Below are 21,175 nucleotides of genomic sequence, written 5' to 3'. Positions count from 1 at the left end.
CTCCTTTTATTTTTGTATTATAAAAGGTGTCCCCCGGGGACACCTTTACATTTCTTTTATTCTTTCAATTCCTATATCTAACCAGTTTTTTAAATTTTCTCTAGGTTTAATATTATATATATTTTCTAATTCTTTAAAATCACTTTTATAAGTAATTTTTTCATATTGTTTACTTGAATAGCTCTTTTTAAGTTCTATAATTATTTTTTTGTATTCTTTTGGAGAAAATATTTCTCTTATCTCAAATATTTTTATTTTATTAGTAGTATTATTATTTTTTAAATTTTCTTTTTTATTGTCCTTCTTCTCTTTAAGAACTTCTTCTATATCTTTTACTATTACTTTATATTCTTTTATTCCATCTTTACTTTCTTTATCTTTTACTTTAACTAAATATTCACCAGGAGTTTTTACATCTACATCACTATAAAGAACTTGATTGTCAAGGTTAAATAATATTAAATCTTCTAACTTAACATCATTATGAATACATTTAATATCAATATCCTTAACTCTTTTTGTATTATCAAAATATTTTCCTAGATATTCATATCGATATTTCATTCTAGTTTCACCATAATTATGAATTGGATTAGGTACTATTAAATCACCTTTTTTATTTCGTCTTTTTAGTGTTCTTATAACTACTGTTTCTCCTTCTTTAAATAACATTAGTTTATTAGCATCTATAAGTTTTTGTGAATCAACACTTTCGGTATGATGTTTTGTTGTATCCATAAACTCACCACTTCTTGATACTGTAGTTATTGTTTTATCTCCTAAAAGTTCTGATATTTCTCTAGCGGTGTCCTTATCTGTTGTAATAATATATATTTTATTTGCACAACTACTTATTATAGTTTTTGAAGCGTCCTTACCATATTTAGCTTCTATTTGAGATAATTCTTGTACAACTAAAGTAAAGAAAATTCTTCTACCTAATCCTACTGTAAGTAATGTTTCTAAATCTTCTATTGGTGGAACATTACCAGCTTCATCTATAAGATATACTATATCTCTGTCACACTCACCACTACATTCTTCAGCATTTTTTGCTGATACATAATATAATTGTCTTATAAACATTGAAGATATTATATAATCCGATTTATCATAATCCGGCAATATAATAAATATTGCTACCGGTCTATTGTCTTTTTCATTATAAAAACCTACATCTAATAAATCTATTGAATTTTTTGATGTTAGTTTTGCTATCTTTTCCATAGTAAACTTTTGTAGTTCTGACATAGCAACAGAAAATATACTTCCCCTTGCTGTCCCTTTAGCAAAATTACTTGTAGCATATTGTATTTTAGCTATATTATTCACATCTAAACTTTGAAAATATTTATCTAATTCATTATTTCCTTTTTCATCATAAACAGAACCTAATGTTGATAACATTTGAGCTACTGTATACAATGTTATTTTTTCCTTATTTTTTTCTTTTTCTTTAAGTTCTTTTTTTACTTCTTCTATTCTTTCTTTATTCTTTTTTAAAAGAGCTTCATCAGTATTCTCCTTTATAAAATCTTCTCTTTTATTTAGTTCATCTTTTAAAGGATTAATCTCTTTAAATACTTTATCTATTACTGCAAGTATTAGAGCATTAACTAAGCTCATTGCACTTTCATTCCAAAAAGGGTCTTTAACATTTGGCTTATAATACATTGCATATGTTAATGTCTTGCATAACTTCTGTGCTTCTCCTAAATCACCTTTTTCATAAGCATTAATTATTAGTTGTAGCGGATTATAAGACATAGATTTTTCAGGATTTATTAAATTTAATACTTCTATTCTATATCCCCTTTTTTCTAAGGTTTCTTTACTTCCGCCGAGCAATTCTCCTTTTGGATCATTTATAACTAAACTAGCTTTTTCTTTTGCTCTACTATAAGCATCTATAGTAGGAAATAAAAATAATTCTCCTTTCCCACTTCTAGTAGTTCCTATAACTAAATTATTTGATTTACTATCATCTATGTAAACTTTCTTTCCTAATCTACTTATAACAACTCCACCCTTACCTTCATATCCACCTTTTTTTGTTTCTTCATCAGTTTCCACTTCGGGAATAGATTTATATTGTTCATCTACTTCTTTTATAGTGCAAAATTTACTTGTACCCTTTTGACCTTCATTTATACTTCTAAAACTTGTTTTTAATCTAAATTGAAGTTTAACTATAATCAATAAAAGTATTATAAATACTATTAAATAAATAAACCAAAATTCACTTGAAAATGAAAATATACCTTTTAAAAAATTAAAGACTAATTTTTTATTTTTAATTCTATTAAAAGCAAATTCTATTGTATATAACATTATATTTATAAATAATCCTCCTAAGATGAAAATAATCAACGATAATGATAAAATAAATTTATTACTTGCTAATATCTTTGCTCTTTTTATCTCTTTATTAGCTTCATCTTCACTTAAATAAATTTTAATTTTAAATAAAATCGTTTTAATAAATTCCATAGTTCCTCCTTTACTAAGCCTTATTAAAAAGGTGTCCCCCAGGAACACCTTTTAATATATTTAAATATTTAAAAATAAAGCTTTGTTTTTAAATAACTAGCAATTGCTATAGAACCTACAACTAATACAAATCCTACAATTCCTGCAATTATTGTTCCTTTAGCAGCTCTAAATCCTTCTGCTCCATGTACAAAATATTGTATTCCAGCCTTTAAAAGTGAATAAGCAAGTAATCCAAACCCTACTATTTGTGCTGCTTTTACTAAATCTATAATCATTGAATTCATTCTTCCAAATACGTCCATACTCTTTATTCGCCTCCAATTTCTTCTAATGTATCTAATCCTTTTAGTATTTGTTGTTGATTTTCTTTATTATCTAAAAATTCTTTATGTTGTTCTTCTAACCAATCTTCATAACTTACTCCCTTCATTTCTAATATTTTTAAAACTAACTTTTTATAAAAACTATCTTCTTTAGTTTTTTTAACTGCCATATATAATCACCTTCTTTCTTAAAAATTTATATAAAAAAAGAACCCAATCAATTGATTGAGTTCTGAATTTAACTTATTAATTTAATTCTTTCTTAGCCTTTTCAGGAATTTCTGATTGTTTTACTTCTTCATATCCTTTTATCTCATTTGTCTCTTTATCAGAAGGATTTTTTACATCTACCTGTAAATAAGCATCTTTCCTAATTTCTTTATCTTCTATAGTATTTATGTTTACCAATATTTTTTTACCTTCTTTATCATATGCTTGTATATTTGTGTATGTATAATAATAACTAATTTTTCCATCATTACTATTAGATTTTTCCCTTTCACCACCTTTAACAATTTTCACATAATACTTTTCTGTACCTATTTTATTAATCTTTACACATCCTGATAATGCAAATATCATTGATACTAATAAAAAAGATACTATTCCAATTTTTTTCATAAAATCTCCTCCTAAATCTTTTTTTAAAAATATCATATAATAATTAATTTATTATTAAATAATAATTTATTATTCATTAATTTATATTTCTTCTCTAACAAATCGTAAGTTTTTCCATTAATAGTTGTCCTAATTGCAAATTTATTAAAATCGTAGTCCTTTTATTTCTTCTCATCCTACTTCTATATATTCTATACTGAAATTAATTTGTATAAGTGGGAGTATTATATTTATTATTTAAATGAACAAATACTAAACATATTATTACATCTAATGCAACTAATATATAAAATACTATAATAAATATCTTAAATGTATCTTCATTTATATATCCTATAAATACACGTAATAAAGTTCCTATAATCATTAGTTTTTTTATTATTTTCAATTTTAACCTTTACTTCTTTTCCTATTTTATTTACTGCTTCATAATATATACCTTTATTATTAGATACCATTATTTCATCATCTACCTTAATAGCTGTTTCATATTCAATATGCCCTTCAAGTAATCCATTGATATTTTCTTTAGAACTATCAATTATTTTTCCTGTTTTAAATTCAACTGTAGTATTTTCCCTTGCAGTGTCTTTTACTACTTTGTATGTAAAATTTAGTGAAACTATTAAAATCGAAACCATTATAATAGTACAAACAAGATAAAAAATATCTCTAATTAATCCATGCCTCACTATTCTTTATTTTCTCCTTAATATTTTTGATTCTTTCAACTTAAAACTTCTTCCTTCTCCTAACCTTCCTATACTCTCCATATATTCTCTTTTTTTATTTTTTATAAATTTATTAATTATTATTCTTTTATTTTCGATTGTTTTACCAATGTATAATTCATCTTCTTTTTCTATAACTTCTTCTGTAATATAGCTTGTACTTTGAGCTGGTTTAATTATATATTCTAATAATTCATTAAGTGCTGCTTGATGTATCATTCTATCATTTTCATTTATATCATTTTTTATCAAATGCTCTAAAGCTCTTATTTGCATGTTTAACTTTTCTTCACTTTTAGGAATAATTATTTGAGGAATCCCTATTTTAGCCATAATATCATTTCTCCTTGCAATTAATTATTTTTCTTATAAGGTATTTTTATAATTTTTATTTTCTGCTATAATAAACGAAGTATTTATAATCTTTTGTTCTACACTTACAAAACTTATAAATACCCAAAAGCGACTAAATTTAATTTTAGTTGCTTTAAATATTTTCATTCATTAAATTATGATACTGCTCTTTATCTTTCTTTAATAATTTTTTGATAACAATCTATTTTATATTTATATGACCTTAATATAAATATTTTTATAATATTTTCGCACTAAAAAAGAGCGTTAATTACGCTCTCTATAATTACACTTTAAGTTATTAAAATTAATATTTATTCAGATAAAACTAAATGACTCATTAATCACTAGATACCAAAGTACCTCCCAAAAATAATAATATTGCAAATGTTGTTAAAATAGGATTCCAAAAAACAACTAATAGCCAAATACCTAAAATAATATTTATTAATGCAAATATAAACTTTTTATCAATAAAAGTTTTTCTTAAAATAAATATGGTATAAGAAAACAATATTAGTATAATACCCCCTCCAGCCAATAAATAATTAAAATAATTTGGTTCTTTTGCAACTTCAATTGCTTTTTCAAGTTCATTTGAATATCCATTTTGAATTGAATTCAATATTTTATTATATAATAACAATTTTATAATAAAAATAATTGTTATACCTATAATTGTACCTTCTAATATAAAATACATTTTGTTTTCTCTCACTTATTAAATATCTCCCTATCTCAATAATCCTATCAAAAAAATAATTATCGCCCAAATAAAGGTTAATTTTGTTACATCAACCTGATTTTTTGATGATTTTTCTATATGTATCCAATTATATATGCTTTTCAATATATCAATTATAAACCATATTAAATAAACAGATGTAAGTATTGTTCCTAATATAAATAATTTAGTAATACTTTGATGAACAAATACTGACATAAAAGAAACACTTTCAATAAAAATTATAACAATAAAAAAACATATTGTTAAATTTTCTTTTTCTCTTAATAATGGTGCAATCATAATTAATATAATGCTAATAATAATACCATATAGTTCTATAGTATCAATATGAATCATATTATTAGTGATAAAAACTTCATAAAAGTTACTATTTATACTCTTTAAATTAGGAATAATCCTAATTCTGCAAAATTCTATAAAATAAATAGCAACTAACCCACCCATTCCTAATGAAAATACACCTTTACTTAAATTATTTTTTATTACTGATAATATCTTAGAAAAATTTCTATTATACTTCATCTTCATGAAACACCCTCCTTATTCATTCTATCATATTAATTATTTCAATGCTAAAAAGGAGAACTTAATTCAGCTCTCTCTTGCTTTGCAGTTAACTCTCCACACCTACCGCCTTACACACAAACTACATTTCATTACGTTATTATTCCAGTTGGTCTATATAAAATTGCTAATCATTTATTAGTTTTTCCCACTCAAATATCACTTTTTCACATATTCTATTTATATTAGTATCTAATTTTAAAACTTCAATTATTATATTTATTTTATAAATATCATCTTCATTTAATGAATTTATTTTCAAATTATATTTAAGTGCTGCTTGATCCTTTATTATTTTATATAGAAATCTTTTTGTATCCCAATCTGAATTTAAATATATTCTTTGTAAGTTTTCTCTTATTCTATCTATTTCACCTATTAATATTTTTCTTACCTTATCATCATCTAATGATATTTCTTTCATAAAATTTGTACATTCTATATCATTTAATTTTTTTATTCTTTGCTTTCTAATGATTTGTTTTAATAATAATATTATTAAAGTTACTAAAATTAAAACTATTATTATTACAAATACATAAATAAACAATTCCATTATGTAATCCATCTAATATCCCCCTTTATATCTATTAAAAAAGTGTCCCCCGGGGACACCTTTTATTATTCTTTAGTAAAATCTTTATGTAATAAATCGTCTATTGTAACCCCTAATTCTTTTCCTAATGCTCTGTATTCATAACCTTGCTTTTTCTTAAATACTTTAACCCCTTATTTAATAATGATATAATAATATAAAAAATATTATTATAGGAAGTGATATTATGGATAAAAACTCAAAGAAGACTTTCAATAAAATAAGTGACATAATATTATTAATATCTTTAAATATTTTTTTCTTAATATCCGTTTATAGAACAACTGAATTTAAAATATCAACTTTAATTAAATATATTATTACTTTAATTATTCTTAATATATTGTTTATATTTTTCTTTAGAAAATATAAATAATATCTTGCAATTTCATTATAAAAAGGTGTTCTTAGAGAACACCTTTCATTTTATTTCTTTTAAAATTTTTCTTACTATTATTTCAATTTCTTCTAGTTCATCATCTGTAAATATATGCTCCATTTTTTCTCTATCTTTTAATATTAATATTTTTATGTACTCTGAAAATCCGTTATATTTATATGACCTTATTATTGCATACTCTAATAATTTCTTTTCAGATTTTTTAAAACTTACTGAATAAATTGCTCTCAATTTTATCCACTCTATTCTTCACTATATTTATTAATAATACATTCAGTTTCAATTTCATCAAAAACTAATTCATCAATAGTGATTCCAAAAACTCTTGATAATTTATATAACATAAATTGATTAGGTTTAGTTACTCCTTTTTCAAAAGAACGTAGAGTATCAGGTACTATTCCTAGTGCATCTGCTAATTCTTTTTGAGTTAATCCACATTTTTTTCTTCTTTTCTTTATTCTAAGTCCTATAAAAGCTTCAGCTTGTTTTAATTCTATATCATTCATTTTTTTACTTTCCCTTCTTTTAAAATCTTCCTGCAATTAAATTTTCTAATGGTATATCTAATTTATTTGATAATTTTAATACATCTTCAAATCTCAATATATAAATTTCATCATTTTCTATTGCCCATATCTTTCTACTTCCTAAAGTTGTTTTCTCTCCTAATTCATTTTGAGTTATTCTATTTTTTGCCCTATACATTCTTATATTTTCTGACAATTTCACTTTTCTTTCCATTTTTTTATTCCCCTTTTCTTCTTTATATTGTATAATTATGTATATACGAAGCTACTTTCTTAAAATATGATTAGAAAACATAAAAAAGAACTAGATTTTTTATCTAGTTCTTTTTTATATTTGTAATCCTTAATTAATCCAAAGGGCTTTTCCTTCCTTCTAATATCTTATTTGTGTCCCCCGGGGACACTTTTATTATATAATAATTCTACTTAAAATTCTTTCCTTACTATTTAAATATTTTCTTTTTTACTTCATATAAATTTTTTTCTCTTTTAGAATCATTAAATATTACACATTCTACATTTTCCAATTTTTGAATTCTTAATTCTATTTCATTAAATATACCCATTGATACTCTTTTAGAAGTTTTCATATCACATACCTCATAATTCCTTAATTTTTATATAGGTACTTCTAGCCTAGTACAACTAATACAAATCCTGCAATTCTGCAATTATTGTTCCTTTATCTAAATAATTTATATATATTAATATGATAAATTTCAAATCCTAATATAATACTTGTAACAATAAATATTAACCATTCTTTTAATTCTCCAGTTTTATAAGTCAAATAACTTATAGGAATTTTAAATTGTTTCTTTTTAAATGGAAGTAACCACCTTATTCCACTTACACTAAAATTATCTTCTACTATGTGTAATAAATACCCTATAAATAATCCAAACATAAAAGGCTTTTTTGTAATTAATGCGATTAAAAAAACACATACTACTGCAAGTAATGAATGTGTTATTCCTCTATGACCAAATATACTATTTATTATAGTTGGTATTATAGGAATTCTTCTTTCTATAAAACTTTTATCTTCATCTATATCTGGAAGAACTGCTCCTAATGAAACTCCAGCTAATGTTATATAAGATAATTCATTAGTAAAGTATAATATTGGAATAGCAATACAAAGTGATGTCGTTAAATGAGTTTTATAAACCATATATCTACCCCTCACAATAATATCTTATAAAAAGGTGTCCCCCGGGGACACCTTTTATTTAATGATTATTTTTTATTATTGTTTTTCTTTCTTGAAATAATAACTACTCCTGCAATAACAAGAACCACTGCTGCTATTATTGCAATATTTTTATAATCATATCCTGTATGAGGTAGCTTTGGTGTTGGTTTTCTTATTGCTTTATCTTCAACTGAACATTTTACTATTTGTCCTTCTTTTGTTATTTCAAATGTTCCTATTGATTTATTAATTTCATAACCCTTTGGTGCTATTAATTCTTCATAAGTATATTTTCCTGCTTTTAATTCAAATTCTTTTGCAGTTTTTCCACTTATAAATTCTATAACCTTACCTTTATCTAATCCTTCTATACAAGTTATTTTTATCTTAGCTCCTTCTAGTTCTTTACCTGTTGCTATATCTGTCTTTTTAATTAATAATCTACCTGTTGTTGGTTTGTTTTCTACTGTATAACTATAATCTTTATTTTCAGTAATACTTACATCTATTGCTTTTTCATTTAAATTGTAATACTTATTTGTTTTTACTTCTAAAATTCTATATTCTCCATAGTTTAACTCTTTTGTTTTAGCGTTTCCGTCTTTGTCTGTTACAAGTTTTTCTATAACTTTATTATTACTATCTAAAACGTTAAATTCTACTCCTTGAAGTGGTTTTTTAGTTAAACTGTCAACCTTATGGATTGATATAGTTCCTTTGATTATTTTATTTTGGACTGTTATTTCAATTGTTTTCATGTTTTCTGTTATTGTTGCGAAATATTCTTTTCCGTTTAATGTGTATTTTGCTGGAGCTTTTACTTCTTTTATTGCTACCTGAGTTCCGTAGTTATAATAATTACTTACTGCTAGTCCTTCTTTGTCTGTTGTAAGTGTTTCTAATACTTTTCCTGTTGTTTTATCTTTTAATTCAAACTTAGCTCCTTCAAGCTTTGCTCCTGTTTCTTCATCTACTTTTAGTATTTGTACTCTACCCTTCATTATTTTGTTAGGTACTTTTATTTCGATTGTTTGCATATTTGAATTAATTGTTGCAGTATATTCCTTCTCATTAAGAATATATTTACCTGGTGCTTTTGTTTCTTTTATTACTAACTCTGTTCCTACTGGATACCAGTTACTTACTGCTATTCCTTCTTTGTTTGTTGTAAGTGTTTCTAATACTTTTCCTGTTATCTTATCTTTAACTTGAAATTCTGCTCCTTCAAGCTTTGCTTCTCTTTCTTCATCTACTTTTAATATTTGTATTTTACCCATACCTTTAACTGGTGCAGTAGCTTCTGTTTCTAAATCTTTTGTATTTACTATTCCTTTTACATATTTACCAACTTTTTGTACTTTAGAGTTTCCAATTGGTGAATATGAAATTGAATAATCATAATCATTAGTTACTGTTGTTTTTGCAGTAACTTTTATTTTTTCATTGTCTTTAACTTCATTTTCTGGTATTTCTATAGTAAACTTTTCTCCCGCTTTAATACTTGAAGTTTCTTTTCCATTTACAAATATTTTAGCTTTACTATTTGATACTTCTAATTTTATATTTCCTATAGTACCATTTCCTGTTTTATCAATAATGTATGTTGGTGATATAAATTTATTATTTTCAAATTTATATTTTTCTCCAATTGATTTTAAAGTAATTTTAGCATCTATTTTTCCAATATCATCACTTTTTATTTTCTTAGCTTTTTCTACAATACTATTTATTTTAGGCAATACATGCTTTGGATCAATTGGTTTCTTGCCATCAATAAGCATACTTTGTCCTGTATATACATGAATAGCTTTTGATGTTATATAATAATCTAAGTTTTTATTTCCTGTAAGATACTCTTTACCAGTATAAAAATTCTTTATAATCCAGTTAAGTCCAGAATCCAATTTATTTCCAACCTTATATTCAACTCCACTTTTACTTGGTGAATCTTTTTCATGTTGAAGGCAAAATACTAAATCTCCTTGATTATCCACTAATTTATCTATATACCTAACCTTTGTCTTTTTATCAAGTGGTGATATAAGTGGTGAGTAATCAAGTGGAGCTTCCTTATGAACTTTTATATTCTTAGGAATATCTCTTTCACTAGCATTAGCAGCCATTGGCGTTATTATCCCTGAAAATACTGTTGCTCCTAAACATATCATAGTTGCTTTGGATATCAATTTCTTTAGCATTTTATTCAATTTAAATCTCTCCTTTGTTTATAAAATTTTGCACTAAAAAAGTGTCCCCGGGGGACACCTTATTTTCATACTCATATTAATTTTCCTTTCTAAAATAAATTTTTATATAAAAAAAGCTTTGCAAAATTTGCAAAACTATCCTAAATAAATATTTTCATAAGTTTATTTTTATAATTTTAAGTATAAATAAAAGACTTTAGATTTACTCTAAAGCCTTTTGGGGGAACGTCTTTAAAAGACATAACGGAGTTTTATCTCCAAAAAGCATTTTAATTTAAATGCTTTTTGCAAATAACTTTTAAAATAAGAGCTCCTTTAATAGAAGCTCTTATTTTTATTATTAAAGAATTTTATTTATGTTTTATTTTAGCCTGGAAGCTACCGTGTGGGAATCACATCATAAATAAATTTCTCGAAAACGGCAATTTAATAGTATTTTAAATTACTTTCATTTGAGCTTATTATAATATATGCTCCATCATGTACTGATTTTAATAATCTTAACATATTACCTTCTGAAACACTAACGCACCCAGCAGTATTTCCCCTACCATTGCAATGCAAGAAGATTGCAGAGCCTTTATATGGAGTATGGCTCATATTATAACCTATTACTATTCCATACTTATATTGTGGATGGTCAATCATATGCTCTCCTTTTTGTCCTTTTCCTTCATACCAAGTGTTATAATATTTTGAATGTGGATTATCCACAAAATAAGAGTTGTTTGTAATTCTCCTATAATCAAGTCCAGCACCCGGATTTGAGCCTGTCCCAAAAGCATATAATAATGGATAAGCACCTGTTGGAGTTGCTCCCCTACCTTCGTTCATTTCACTTGCTGACACATATCCTTGATACCCATGTCTAGAATTTGTTTCAAAAGATTTATTCCACTTACCATTTGATTTATTCCAAAGTGATAATTCACTTCCACAAACTAAAACTATTTGATTAGTTTTTTGTGCAGTTCTTGTACTTGCTAATTTACCCGCAAGTCCTGTTTGCTCTGAACTTTCAGTGGATTTTTTTGAACTATTACTTTTATGTACAACTTTTATATTCTTATTTTCTTTTACTTGCGAACTACTTTTATTATCTGATACTGATTTATCTTCTTTACTATTATCTTTATCCTTAGCGTTATTATCTTTATTATTTTCTTCTTTTTTGTTATCAGATTTTTTGTCAGACTTTTTATCTTGAGTATTTTCTTTGTTTAAATTATTATCAGAAACTAATTTATTATCTATTACTTTCCCTTCATCTGCTTTAGCTTCTGATAATACTTTATTATTTTGAATATGTCTATAAATCCCTACTCCACCTGTAACTAATGCAAATCCTATAACTCCTAAAATAGCTCCTGTAACTGCTTTATTTTTCTTGAAAAAATTAAATAATTCTTTTTTCTTCAAATCTCAATACCTCCTATTTTTCTTAAGTGGAAAGTAAAGGTAATTATTTTCCCTTTAATTTCCATAATATATTAATAAGTAAAAAATTAAAAGCTATTTAAATTTAATAATATTTTAAATTATTGTTACTTGTTGTTATTATTATATAAGCTCCTCTATGTGTTTCCTTCAATAATTTAAGCATATTGTTTTCTGATATACTTACACAACCAGCAGTATTTCCCTTACCATTGCAATGTAAGAATATTGCAGAACCTTTATTTGGTGTATGGTTCATATTATATCCAATTACCATTCCATATTTATATTGAACTGGATAATCAATCATATGCTCTCCTTTTTGTCCTTTTCCTTCATACCAAGTGTTATAATATTTTGAATGTGGATCATCTATAAAGTAAGAATTTTTTGTAATTCTTTTATAATCAAGTTCAGTACCTGGATTTGAGCCTGTCCCAAATGAATAAAGTATTGGATATGCACCTGTTGGAGTTGCTCCTATACCTTCATTCATTTCACTTGCTGATACATAACCATCATATCCATGTCTACTACTTGTTTCCATTGACTTATTCCATTTACCATTTGATTTATTCCAAAATGAAAGTTTATTACCACTAACTAATATTATTTGATTAGTTTTTTGTGCAACCTTTGTTTTTGCAATTTGACCTGCTAATCCCTTTTGTTCCTCATGTGGTTTTTCAACTGGTTTAATTGGCTTTGTTGGTTTCTCAGATGGCTTATCAGTAGGTTTTTCTGTTGGCTTAGATGGCTTTTCTTCAATCGGTTTATCAGATAAATATTTATTTGAAACATATCCATATCCTTTTTCATATTTTATCTTATCCCATTGTTTACCTTTCTTAACTATTTCAACTTTTGTTCCATTCTTTAATTCTCCAATATCTTTAAAGTCAATTCCTTCTCCATCTCTAACATTTAAAATATCAGCATTTACATAAGCAACTGCTATTACCTTTTCTTCTTCATGTGGTTTTTCAACTGGTTTTGTAGGTTTTTCTATTGGCTTATCAGTAGGTTTATTTGGTTTTTCTTCCGGTTTTACAATAGGCTTTGGAGCTGGTTTTTCTTCAACTGGCTTAATTACTGGTTTTTCTATTACTGGTTTCACTGTTGGTCTTTCTACTACAGGTTTTGCAATAATAGGTTTTGTAACATTATTTTTCTTTTCTTCATTTTTATTATTATCTTTTTTACTTTCAATTTTAGAATTATCTATTGATTTATTATCTTTGCTGCTTAAATCAACATTTTTTCCACTTCTAACTTCATCAATTTTAGTAAACAAATCTTTAATATCAGACCTGCTATTTTTCAATACATTGTTATTTGAGCTTGTCCCATTATTATTTTTTAAATCACTCTTATTTATATCATTTGAAGCAATTTTATTTTCCGAATTATCTATTTTAGTTTCAATTTCAGACTGCTTATTTTCTTGTTGTGGCTCTTGTTGTTTATCTCCACAAGCAACTAAACTTCCCATTATTATTGTTGTCGCTCCAACTATTGATATTATTCCTTTTAATTTTTTACTTTTCATATTTTATCCCTCCATTAATTTATATTAAATAGTGTCCCCGGGGGACACCTTTTAACTTCTAAATTATTTGCTTTAGTTCATCTTCTTTTTCAATTTTATCTGAAATAGAAAATCTTTCGCCTTCATCTTGTCCCTTTTTAAATGCTTTTGCATTATCTTTATAAACTTCTCTTACACTTATACTTCCAAAATCTTTTGAAAACTCATTAAACATTTCGTCTACTTTTCTATCCCTTACAATAACTAACCCCCACTCATTTGATTTAACTTGTTTATCAAACTGAACCTTTAACCCATTTATAAATCCTAAAGCATAATCTGTTTTTATATTTTTAAAATGTTTTCTTCTTCTATCTTTTCTTAATTCATTTATGTATTTAATTGAGCTGCTCTCTATACACTTAACTGCATACGCCATCATTATTGAACATATTATTCTATCTTCTTCTTTTCCATAGAATTTTATTTCATGTACACCTTTACTATGTGTATTGTAATAGAGTATACAACCAAAATTGTCTGCTATTACTGAAGCTAAATTAGCTTTCCATTTAATGCTTCTGAACTTTATATTACTTGTTTCTTCACCTATATTTATTTCTTCAAAATTTTCTGCTTCTTGAATAGTAATTTTATGTTTTATCATAAGTTGTTGAGCTTTAAGCATTGCATTTTTTGCTTCATTTTCATTTGAACTTTTACTTAAAGCTAATAACTTTTTAATTTTAATTATTATTTCATTATCCATAAGCTACCCATTAAATAAGTCCAACGCTTGTACCTAAAGCAATATTAAGTTTTTTTAATGTGTCAACATCTAATGAACCTATCCTTTCTTTAATTTTTCTTTTATCTAAAGTTCTTATCTGTTCTAACAATATTGTTGATTCTTTATCTAAATCATAATTATATAAATTTACATGAACTGGTAATAAATTTTTCTTTTGTGATGTTATCGAAGCTACAATTACAGTAGGACTGTACCTATTTCCCACATCATTTTGAATTATAACAACAGGTCTAATACCACCTTGCTCTGATCCGTCTTGGTTTCCTAAATCAGCATAAAATATATCACCCCTTTTCATATTACTATTTCCTATTAATCCAATTTCAATAAATTTTTCTCTAATTTGCTCCACATTTATCACTCCTCTCTATCGTCCCAACCTAATAACTTCATTTCAATATTTCTCCATTCTTTAGAACTTCTTTTTCTTTGTGTGAAGTTATTAAAATTTATAGTTTTATATACTTTATTTCTTAGTGCAATTAAATTTGCTTTGAATAAACCTTGTTTTCTTACTTTATCTTCTACTACTTTTTCTATGTACTTTACCATTCCATTAATATGTATATCTTTTTTATCTAATATGTAATATAAACTTTCAATAACTTGAAAATATGTTCTTGAACCAGTTTTAATTCCTGCTTCATTCATTATTTCATAAGCTACTTCTATTACATTTTCTTTACTTGCAACTTTAAATTCATCTTTACTTTTTTTCTCCTTAACATTATTTTTTTTTAATTTCTCGTATTTATTTTTAACTTTATATTCTTCAATATTTTCCTTATTTTCTTCTTTATTATTTTTTATTTTATTTAAAATTTTTCTTCCAAAAAATTTTAATCTACCTATTTTTTTAATTGCTAGTAATCTAAGTTCAACCAAAGTTTCTGATAATTTTTTAAAATAAGTTAATGATATTTCTTTGTGATACCTTTTAAATTTCTCATATAGCCTATCTAGTGATAATTCTAAAAAACCACTTTTTTCATCACAGTATTTAATTATATATTGCAATACTGACATAGCTTTTTTTCTCTTATTTTCATTTAATATTTTATTTAATTTCAATAATTCTTCATCACTAAAATTTATTCTATATCTCTTTTTCATTTGTATTTCCATTTTTACACCTCCTTTTTCAAGCATTTGGGCATATCATTTGTATACGTATAATCATTTTTATTTAAAATCAAATCACCTTTTTTATTTGTTTTATAATGTTGTCTATTTTTATCTATTAATGCTCTATTACTTATAAAAGAGTTAACTTCGTGATTTAATGCTCTAACTGCATCTTTTCTTTCCTTATTTTTAATTTTTGCAATCCTTGTTAATTCTTCTTTTTCTTTAAGTTCTTTTTTAAATTTTTGAATTTCTTTTTGAATAGCTCCTTTTGTTCTTCCCATAGTTTTACTAATTTCATTTGCAGTATATCCCTTTTTGTACATATCAAAAATCTTTAATCTTTCTTCAATCGAGTAATTATTCTTTTTTATCATGCTCCTCACTCCTAAAAAAAATGTATAGTTCACCCCAACCCAAAAGTGTGGAAAATTTACATTTTTTCTTTAATTTTTTTACAATTTATTTACATTAACTTTCAACATTAATTTTTTAATTTAATAAATAAAAAAACGCAAGATTGATTAACTGTAAATTATTTTGTATTTTATAATACTAACTTACAATTTTTCTTGCGTTTTTTCAAAGTTTATTTAAATCTATAAGAGTTGTTCTATTATCAACAATAATACTAAACATTTCAATTGAAATAATAGTATTTTCACTAAATTAAAACTTTGTTTTGATTTTTACAATATTATAACAAATATTATATCCATAGTTCTTAATTTTAATAAAAAGGAATATAAGTAAAAATATAGAATTAAGTATAAAATGAATCTTTTAACTTAAGGAGTAATTTATGTATAAAAAATTAGGTATTTTATTAATTAGCATTTCTTTATTAATTATCCCAATTGTTATTTCAATAAACAAAATTTCATTTACTTTAAAAGAAGTTGCTTCTGGGAATTTCGGTATTTCCTCCATTGTAACTGAAATACCATGGCTTAGTTATATGCCTATTCCTATAGTAATTATATTTGGAATAATATTAATTACAAAAGAAAATAATACTTAATATAAAAATGCACCTCCAAATGTAATTTATTTTGTTTAACATTTGTGGTGCATTTTATAATATTTATATTTAATTATTCTAAATAAATTTTATATTTATCTATTTTTAACCTTTGTAAATGCCTCATCATAAAGCTTCAAATTATCTCCTAAATATTCATAAGTTTCACACTTATCCATTATACTTTTTGGCATATATGCATTAGGATTATTTTTAACATGATCTGATTGCTCTTCTCTAGCCTCTTTTTGAGGAGTTGTATATCCAATTTTATCAGCTACTTTAAAGGCAGGATCTTTTGTACAAAGATAATTTATAAACATTTCTGCTTCCTTCTTGTGCTTAGCATTCTTTGGAATTACTAAAGAATCAATCCAAAAATCAGCACCTTCCTTTGGAACTATAAATTCTAAATTTTTATGTTCATCAGCTAAATGAAGACCTTCTCCTGACCATAATACACAAAGAGCAGCCTCTCCTGCAACCATTTTATCTAATAAATCATCATCTCCATAAGCTAAAAGATTTCCATTTTTATTAAGATTTATTAATTCATTAGCTGCCTTATTTATTTCCTTTGGATTAGTTGAATTAATTGAATATCCAAGTCTCTTAAGTGAAACTCCCAAAGCATCCCTCATATCATCTAACATAAATACGCTCTTTTTATATTTAGGATCCCATAAATCATTAAAACTATCAATTTTACTTTTAACTAAATCCTTATTATATAAAATTCCTATTGTTCCTGACATATATGGAACTGAATATTCATTTTTAGGGTCAATGGATTTTCCCTTAAAATCTTTATCTATCTTGCTGAAATTAGGAATATTTTCAAAGTTTATCTTTTCTAATCTTCCCTCTTTTCTTAGTCTATCAACCATGTAATCTGATGGAACTGCTAAGTCATACTGAACTGCCCCAGATGTTAATTTAGCATACATTTCTCCCATATTTGCATAAGTATCTTGAACTACCTTTATTCCAGTTTCTTTTTCAAAATCACTTATTACATCATCTGGAATGTTTTCTGCCCAATTAAAGAAGTTTAAAGTTACTTCTTCTTTTTTATTATTGCCACAACCTACAAGTAAAGTTCCAACAAACAATACTGAGATTATTATAGCAATAATATTTTTTCTCTTTTTCATTAAAATTTATCCTCCTATATTAATATAAACAAAGTCTATTTTATTATATATCTTTTATTATTTTTTTAAAACAAAATTTATAAATGAATAACTAAATATTATATGAGTAAAATAATAAGTATTATAAGGAGGTAACATTATGAAAAAATCTAAAAACTTTAATAAAGAAAATTCTAAATATAAAGTTTCCAAAGAACCTAATGATGGTACATTTATAGAAAAGAACCCTTATGACAGTTTTTCCTCTGAAGGAACTGTACTTTATGGAGAAGAAACAGATGTGGATGATATATAAAAAGAAGTGGTATTAAAACCACTTCTTTTAATTAATTATTTTATTTAAATCTTCAAGTATCAATTTTCTAAAAAAATTATTTTCTGCTAATACTTTATCAACTATTTCTACAGTAATACCTTCTTCCTTTAATAAATAAGTTAAACTATCACTACTATCTGAAATTACATCATTATTAAAATGATATCCCTTAGTAATAAGAATAGGTATTATAGTTACCTTAGGAATCTTATCTCCTTTAATAGTTTTTACAAGATTTTTATAATTATCTTTTTTATTTATTAAAGCAACATAGTTTTGTTCCTTACTATTTTTTTGCATTGCTTTTTTAATATAATCTTCTTCTATAGATTTTTTTGAACCATGAATTCCATGACATATAAAAATTATATTATTATAACTTTTAAAGTACTCATCTATTAAATCTTCATTTTCTTCAAAAACAGGTTTTGTTACTTTAATTCTTTTGAAAAAATCTTTATACTTTTCTGTTATTGATTCAATTTTTGAATATTCTTTTCCCCTTGAAAAATATAGTGCTTCAACATAAACTTCTTCGTATTTTAAAGAACTTAATTTTTTTAAGGTATCTTCATAGTTATTTATGCCTAAATTTAATTTTTCTATCATCTTCTCACTAGTTAATGAAATAAATATATCAAAATCTTCACCATATTTATCTTTGGCATCCTTTTTAAAGGGAAGAAGATATTTGTTAAAATCTTCTTCCTTTCCAGTTCCAAAAGCTACTATAACAATAGCCTTATTATTCATTTACTTTGTTTCCTTCTTTGCAAATCCTTCGAAAGCTTCTAAGAACTTATCAATATGTTCTTCTGTATGCTTAGTTGATAAAAATACAGCTTCAAATTGTGATGGTGCTATATTAAATCCTGCCTTTAACATATGAAGGAAGTATCTTTTAAATCTTTCTACATCACATTTTTTAACATCTGCATAAGACTCAATTTTAGAATCATCTGTAAAGAATAAAGTCATCATTCCACCTACTCTATTTACAACTGTTCCAATTCCATATTTCTTTGAAATTTCTTCTATTCCTTCTTCAAACTTCTTTCCTAAAGTTTCTATATGATCATATACAGATAAATCACTCTTTAATTTCTTTAATGTTGCAAGTCCAGCTGCCATTACAATTGGATTTCCTGACATTGTTCCTGCTTGATATACTCCTCCAAGTGGAGAAAGTTCTTCCATAATTTCTTTTCTTCCACCGTATGCACCACATGGAAGTCCACCGCCCATAATCTTAGCATAAGTTACAAGGTCTGGCTTTTCATTAAATAAACTTTGTGCTCCTTTAAAGGCAGCTCTAAATCCACTCATAACCTCATCAAAAATTAAAAGTGCTCCATGTTCATCACATAATCTTCTAAGAGTTTTTATAAAGCTATCCTTTGCCTTTATAACTCCCATATTTCCTGCAACTGGTTCTATTATTACGCAGGCAATATCATCTCCATACTTTTCAAATAACTCTTCCATACTTTTTTCATCATTATATATTCCAATTAAAGTATTTTTTATGCTATCTTCTGGAACTCCAAGAGAACCTGCTATTCCTTCTGTTAAAACTCCAGAACCAGCTTCAACTAAAAATCCATCAAAATGTCCATGATAGCATCCTGCAAACTTAACTATTTTATCTTTTTTAGTATATCCTCTAGCAAGTTTTATAGCACTCATTGTAGCTTCTGTACCTGAGTTAACCATTCTTATCATATCTACAGTTTCTAAGTTTTCACACATAAATTTACTTAAATCAAGTTCAAGTTTAGTTGGTGCTCCAAAAGCTAATGCAATTTCTGCCTCATCCTTTATAGCTTTAACTACATCTTTATCGCAGTGTCCAAGTATTAATGGACCCCAAGCTAAAACAAAATCTATATATTCATTTCCTTCTTCATCTTTTATTATTACGCCATTTCCTTCTTTTATTATTGGAGGATTTATTCCAACACTTTGAAATGATCTTACAGGACTATTAACTCCACCTGGCATATATTTTTTTGATTCTTCAAATATTTCTTTATTATTCATAATAAACTTCCTCCTATTTTCTTAAAAGCTTTGCAGCTTCTAATGCATGATAAGTAATTATTATATCTGCTCCTGCTCTTTTCATTGATGTTAAACTTTCTAAAATTATTCTATCTTCATCAATTAATCCCATTTTGCCAGCAGCCTTAACCATTGCATATTCTCCACTTACATTATAAGCACATACAGGAGTATTTACTGAATTTCTAACTTCTCTTATTATATCTAAATATGAAAGAGCAGGTTTAACCATAACAATATCTGCACCTTCTTCAATATCATATAAAACTTCCTTTAAAGCTTCCCTTCTATTTGCAGGATCCATTTGATATGTTTTTCTATTACCAAAGGATGGTGCTGAATTTGCTGCTGCTCTAAATGGTCCATAAAATGCTGAACAATATTTTGCTGAATAACTCATTATTGGCACATTTTTAAATCCAGCTTCATCTAAAGCTTCTCTTATTCTATATACTCTTCCATCCATCATATCTGATGGTGCTATCATTTGAGAACCTGCCTTTGCATGAGATACTGCTATCTTACATAAATAATCTAATGTTTCATCATTATCAACATCTCCATCATGAATAATTCCACAATGTCCATGATCTGTATATTCACACATACAAACATCAGTAACAACTAAAAGATCATCAGTTAATTCTCTTATTCTTCTTACAGCCTTTTGAACTATTCCATTTTCTGCATAAGCTTCACTACCGCAGCAATCCTTATGATTTGGTATTCCAAATAACATTACACCTTTAATTCCAAGGTCTACAGTTTCTTTGATTACTTCATCTAGCATATCAACTGAATAATGATATATTCCTGCTAATGATTCAATTTCATGCTTTATACCTTCTCCTTCAACAACAAATATTGGGAAAATAAAATCTTCTGGGTTTAATATAGTTTCTCTAACTAAACTCCTAACATTTTCATCTGTTCTTAATCTTCTTCCTCTTCTCATTTTGTT

27 protein-coding genes are annotated in these 21,175 nt (G+C 25.6%); 2 read left to right on the top strand and 25 right to left on the bottom strand.

Annotation, left to right across the window (positions count from 1 at the left end):
* Positions 1-45 precede the first annotated feature (45 nt).
* From J2S18_RS07640 to J2S18_RS07540, 21 genes are all read right to left on the bottom strand, one after another.
* Complete coding sequence (locus J2S18_RS07640) at positions 46-2,490, bottom strand: type IV secretory system conjugative DNA transfer family protein (protein ID WP_307485311.1); 2,445 nt, start codon at positions 2,488-2,490, stop codon at positions 46-48.
* A 68-nt stretch (positions 2,491-2,558) separates the two neighbouring features.
* Positions 2,559-2,795: a hypothetical protein gene (locus J2S18_RS07635; RefSeq protein WP_307485308.1), complete on the bottom strand. Its 237-nt coding sequence runs from the start codon at positions 2,793-2,795 to the stop codon at positions 2,559-2,561.
* Positions 2,796-2,800: 5 nt separating this feature from the next.
* Positions 2,801-2,986 carry a hypothetical protein gene (locus tag J2S18_RS07630; RefSeq protein ID WP_307485306.1) on the bottom strand — a complete coding sequence of 62 codons (186 nt, stop codon included), beginning with the start codon at positions 2,984-2,986 and terminating at the stop codon, positions 2,801-2,803.
* A gap of 76 nt (positions 2,987-3,062) precedes the next feature.
* A complete protein-coding gene (locus J2S18_RS07625) occupies positions 3,063-3,437 on the bottom strand; it encodes a YxeA family protein (protein ID WP_307485304.1) in 375 nt (124 codons plus the stop codon).
* A gap of 320 nt (positions 3,438-3,757) precedes the next feature.
* The gene (locus tag J2S18_RS07620) at positions 3,758-4,129 is read right to left on the bottom strand and encodes a hypothetical protein (RefSeq protein ID WP_307485302.1); all 372 of its coding nucleotides are present in this window, start codon (positions 4,127-4,129) and stop codon (positions 3,758-3,760) included.
* Between the two features lie 6 nt (positions 4,130-4,135).
* Entirely contained in the window at positions 4,136-4,501 is a 366-nt protein-coding gene (locus J2S18_RS07615; RefSeq protein WP_307485300.1) for a hypothetical protein, read from the bottom strand.
* Positions 4,502-4,862: 361 nt separating this feature from the next.
* On the bottom strand, positions 4,863-5,240 hold the full coding sequence (locus J2S18_RS07610; protein ID WP_307485298.1) for a hypothetical protein: 378 nt from the start codon (positions 5,238-5,240) through the stop codon (positions 4,863-4,865).
* Positions 5,241-5,255: 15 nt separating this feature from the next.
* Positions 5,256-5,798: a hypothetical protein gene (locus tag J2S18_RS07605; RefSeq protein WP_307485295.1), complete on the bottom strand. Its 543-nt coding sequence runs from the start codon at positions 5,796-5,798 to the stop codon at positions 5,256-5,258.
* A 163-nt stretch (positions 5,799-5,961) separates the two neighbouring features.
* Positions 5,962-6,402 carry a hypothetical protein gene (locus J2S18_RS07600; RefSeq protein WP_307485293.1) on the bottom strand — a complete coding sequence of 147 codons (441 nt, stop codon included), beginning with the start codon at positions 6,400-6,402 and terminating at the stop codon, positions 5,962-5,964.
* A 448-nt stretch (positions 6,403-6,850) separates the two neighbouring features.
* Complete coding sequence (locus J2S18_RS07595; protein ID WP_307485291.1) at positions 6,851-7,060, bottom strand: hypothetical protein; 210 nt, start codon at positions 7,058-7,060, stop codon at positions 6,851-6,853.
* 11 nt (positions 7,061-7,071) lie between these two features.
* On the bottom strand, positions 7,072-7,338 hold the full coding sequence (locus J2S18_RS07590; protein WP_307485290.1) for a helix-turn-helix domain-containing protein: 267 nt from the start codon (positions 7,336-7,338) through the stop codon (positions 7,072-7,074).
* Positions 7,339-7,357: 19 nt separating this feature from the next.
* Positions 7,358-7,573, bottom strand: a complete 216-nt coding sequence (locus tag J2S18_RS07585) for a helix-turn-helix domain-containing protein (RefSeq protein ID WP_307485287.1) — start codon at positions 7,571-7,573, stop codon at positions 7,358-7,360.
* Between the two features lie 229 nt (positions 7,574-7,802).
* Positions 7,803-7,949 carry a hypothetical protein gene (locus J2S18_RS07580; RefSeq protein WP_307485285.1) on the bottom strand — a complete coding sequence of 49 codons (147 nt, stop codon included), beginning with the start codon at positions 7,947-7,949 and terminating at the stop codon, positions 7,803-7,805.
* Between the two features lie 92 nt (positions 7,950-8,041).
* Positions 8,042-8,533, bottom strand: coding sequence for a metal-dependent hydrolase (locus tag J2S18_RS07575; RefSeq protein WP_307485282.1), 492 nt, complete (start codon positions 8,531-8,533; stop codon positions 8,042-8,044).
* 65 nt (positions 8,534-8,598) lie between these two features.
* Positions 8,599-10,752: an MSCRAMM family protein gene (locus tag J2S18_RS07570; RefSeq protein ID WP_307485624.1), complete on the bottom strand. Its 2,154-nt coding sequence runs from the start codon at positions 10,750-10,752 to the stop codon at positions 8,599-8,601.
* 435 nt (positions 10,753-11,187) lie between these two features.
* On the bottom strand, positions 11,188-12,180 hold the full coding sequence (locus J2S18_RS07565) for a L,D-transpeptidase family protein (protein WP_307485280.1): 993 nt from the start codon (positions 12,178-12,180) through the stop codon (positions 11,188-11,190).
* Between the two features lie 103 nt (positions 12,181-12,283).
* Complete coding sequence (locus J2S18_RS07560) at positions 12,284-13,747, bottom strand: SH3 domain-containing protein (protein ID WP_307485277.1); 1,464 nt, start codon at positions 13,745-13,747, stop codon at positions 12,284-12,286.
* Positions 13,748-13,805: 58 nt separating this feature from the next.
* Positions 13,806-14,495: a DUF2786 domain-containing protein gene (locus J2S18_RS07555; RefSeq protein ID WP_307485274.1), complete on the bottom strand. Its 690-nt coding sequence runs from the start codon at positions 14,493-14,495 to the stop codon at positions 13,806-13,808.
* Between the two features lie 10 nt (positions 14,496-14,505).
* A complete protein-coding gene (locus J2S18_RS07550) occupies positions 14,506-14,850 on the bottom strand; it encodes a type II toxin-antitoxin system PemK/MazF family toxin (RefSeq protein ID WP_307485623.1) in 345 nt (114 codons plus the stop codon).
* Between the two features lie 44 nt (positions 14,851-14,894).
* Positions 14,895-15,662, bottom strand: coding sequence for a hypothetical protein (locus tag J2S18_RS07545; protein ID WP_307485273.1), 768 nt, complete (start codon positions 15,660-15,662; stop codon positions 14,895-14,897).
* A 2-nt stretch (positions 15,663-15,664) separates the two neighbouring features.
* The gene (locus J2S18_RS07540; protein ID WP_307485269.1) at positions 15,665-16,039 is read right to left on the bottom strand and encodes a helix-turn-helix domain-containing protein; all 375 of its coding nucleotides are present in this window, start codon (positions 16,037-16,039) and stop codon (positions 15,665-15,667) included.
* Positions 16,040-16,464: 425 nt separating this feature from the next.
* Here J2S18_RS07540 and J2S18_RS07535 point away from each other — a divergent pair, with 425 nt between their 5' ends.
* Positions 16,465-16,683 carry a hypothetical protein gene (locus J2S18_RS07535; protein ID WP_307485267.1) on the top strand — a complete coding sequence of 73 codons (219 nt, stop codon included), beginning with the start codon at positions 16,465-16,467 and terminating at the stop codon, positions 16,681-16,683.
* 95 nt (positions 16,684-16,778) lie between these two features.
* Here J2S18_RS07535 and J2S18_RS07530 read toward each other — a convergent pair whose 3' ends face one another.
* Positions 16,779-17,837 (bottom strand): ABC transporter substrate-binding protein, encoded by a 1,059-nt coding sequence (locus tag J2S18_RS07530; RefSeq protein ID WP_307485265.1) that lies wholly within the window; start codon positions 17,835-17,837, stop codon positions 16,779-16,781.
* Positions 17,838-17,976: 139 nt separating this feature from the next.
* Here J2S18_RS07530 and J2S18_RS07525 point away from each other — a divergent pair, with 139 nt between their 5' ends.
* Complete coding sequence (locus tag J2S18_RS07525; RefSeq protein WP_307485263.1) at positions 17,977-18,132, top strand: hypothetical protein; 156 nt, start codon at positions 17,977-17,979, stop codon at positions 18,130-18,132.
* Between the two features lie 27 nt (positions 18,133-18,159).
* Here J2S18_RS07525 and J2S18_RS07520 read toward each other — a convergent pair whose 3' ends face one another.
* The 3 genes from J2S18_RS07520 to hemB are packed head-to-tail and all read right to left on the bottom strand — an operon-like array spanning position 18,160 to position 21,169.
* Positions 18,160-18,906, bottom strand: coding sequence for a sirohydrochlorin cobaltochelatase (locus J2S18_RS07520; protein WP_307485262.1), 747 nt, complete (start codon positions 18,904-18,906; stop codon positions 18,160-18,162).
* Positions 18,907-20,193 carry a glutamate-1-semialdehyde 2,1-aminomutase gene (gene hemL, locus J2S18_RS07515; RefSeq protein WP_307485259.1) on the bottom strand — a complete coding sequence of 429 codons (1,287 nt, stop codon included), beginning with the start codon at positions 20,191-20,193 and terminating at the stop codon, positions 18,907-18,909. It abuts the gene before it with no gap.
* Positions 20,194-20,206: 13 nt separating this feature from the next.
* The gene (gene hemB, locus J2S18_RS07510; protein WP_307485257.1) at positions 20,207-21,169 is read right to left on the bottom strand and encodes a porphobilinogen synthase; all 963 of its coding nucleotides are present in this window, start codon (positions 21,167-21,169) and stop codon (positions 20,207-20,209) included.
* Positions 21,170-21,175 lie beyond the last annotated feature (6 nt).

Origin of the sequence: Eubacterium multiforme, assembly GCF_030813415.1 — a bacterium.
Classification (GTDB): Bacteria; Bacillota; Clostridia; order Clostridiales; family Clostridiaceae; genus Clostridium; species Clostridium multiforme.
The sequence above is the reverse complement of the archived record's forward strand: the minus strand, read 5'-3'. Positions and strand labels throughout refer to the sequence as shown.

Excerpts from the sequence above, each read along its gene's own strand:
- J2S18_RS07535 (WP_307485267.1), top strand. The coding sequence starts at position 16,465 with ATGTATAAAAAATTAGGTATTTTATTAATTAGCATTTCTTTATTAATT.
- J2S18_RS07540 (WP_307485269.1), bottom strand. The coding sequence starts at position 16,039 with ATGATAAAAAAGAATAATTACTCGATTGAAGAAAGATTAAAGATTTTT.
- J2S18_RS07545 (WP_307485273.1), bottom strand. The coding sequence starts at position 15,662 with ATGGAAATACAAATGAAAAAGAGATATAGAATAAATTTTAGTGATGAA.
- J2S18_RS07630 (WP_307485306.1), bottom strand. The coding sequence starts at position 2,986 with ATGGCAGTTAAAAAAACTAAAGAAGATAGTTTTTATAAAAAGTTAGTT.
- J2S18_RS07580 (WP_307485285.1), bottom strand. The coding sequence starts at position 7,949 with ATGAAAACTTCTAAAAGAGTATCAATGGGTATATTTAATGAAATAGAA.
- J2S18_RS07575 (WP_307485282.1), bottom strand. The coding sequence starts at position 8,533 with ATGGTTTATAAAACTCATTTAACGACATCACTTTGTATTGCTATTCCA.
- J2S18_RS07520 (WP_307485262.1), bottom strand. The coding sequence starts at position 18,906 with ATGAATAATAAGGCTATTGTTATAGTAGCTTTTGGAACTGGAAAGGAA.
- J2S18_RS07615 (WP_307485300.1), bottom strand. The coding sequence starts at position 4,501 with ATGGCTAAAATAGGGATTCCTCAAATAATTATTCCTAAAAGTGAAGAA.
- J2S18_RS07590 (WP_307485290.1), bottom strand. The coding sequence starts at position 7,338 with ATGAATGATATAGAATTAAAACAAGCTGAAGCTTTTATAGGACTTAGA.
- J2S18_RS07560 (WP_307485277.1), bottom strand. The coding sequence starts at position 13,747 with ATGAAAAGTAAAAAATTAAAAGGAATAATATCAATAGTTGGAGCGACA.
- J2S18_RS07625 (WP_307485304.1), bottom strand. The coding sequence starts at position 3,437 with ATGAAAAAAATTGGAATAGTATCTTTTTTATTAGTATCAATGATATTT.
- J2S18_RS07525 (WP_307485263.1), top strand. The coding sequence starts at position 17,977 with ATGAAAAAATCTAAAAACTTTAATAAAGAAAATTCTAAATATAAAGTT.
- J2S18_RS07600 (WP_307485293.1), bottom strand. The coding sequence starts at position 6,402 with ATGGATTACATAATGGAATTGTTTATTTATGTATTTGTAATAATAATA.
- J2S18_RS07640 (WP_307485311.1), bottom strand. The coding sequence starts at position 2,490 with ATGGAATTTATTAAAACGATTTTATTTAAAATTAAAATTTATTTAAGT.
- J2S18_RS07530 (WP_307485265.1), bottom strand. The coding sequence starts at position 17,837 with ATGAAAAAGAGAAAAAATATTATTGCTATAATAATCTCAGTATTGTTT.
- hemB (WP_307485257.1), bottom strand. The coding sequence starts at position 21,169 with ATGAGAAGAGGAAGAAGATTAAGAACAGATGAAAATGTTAGGAGTTTA.
- J2S18_RS07570 (WP_307485624.1), bottom strand. The coding sequence starts at position 10,752 with ATGCTAAAGAAATTGATATCCAAAGCAACTATGATATGTTTAGGAGCA.
- J2S18_RS07635 (WP_307485308.1), bottom strand. The coding sequence starts at position 2,795 with ATGGACGTATTTGGAAGAATGAATTCAATGATTATAGATTTAGTAAAA.
- J2S18_RS07605 (WP_307485295.1), bottom strand. The coding sequence starts at position 5,798 with ATGAAGATGAAGTATAATAGAAATTTTTCTAAGATATTATCAGTAATA.
- J2S18_RS07555 (WP_307485274.1), bottom strand. The coding sequence starts at position 14,495 with ATGGATAATGAAATAATAATTAAAATTAAAAAGTTATTAGCTTTAAGT.
- hemL (WP_307485259.1), bottom strand. The coding sequence starts at position 20,193 with ATGAATAATAAAGAAATATTTGAAGAATCAAAAAAATATATGCCAGGT.
- J2S18_RS07585 (WP_307485287.1), bottom strand. The coding sequence starts at position 7,573 with ATGGAAAGAAAAGTGAAATTGTCAGAAAATATAAGAATGTATAGGGCA.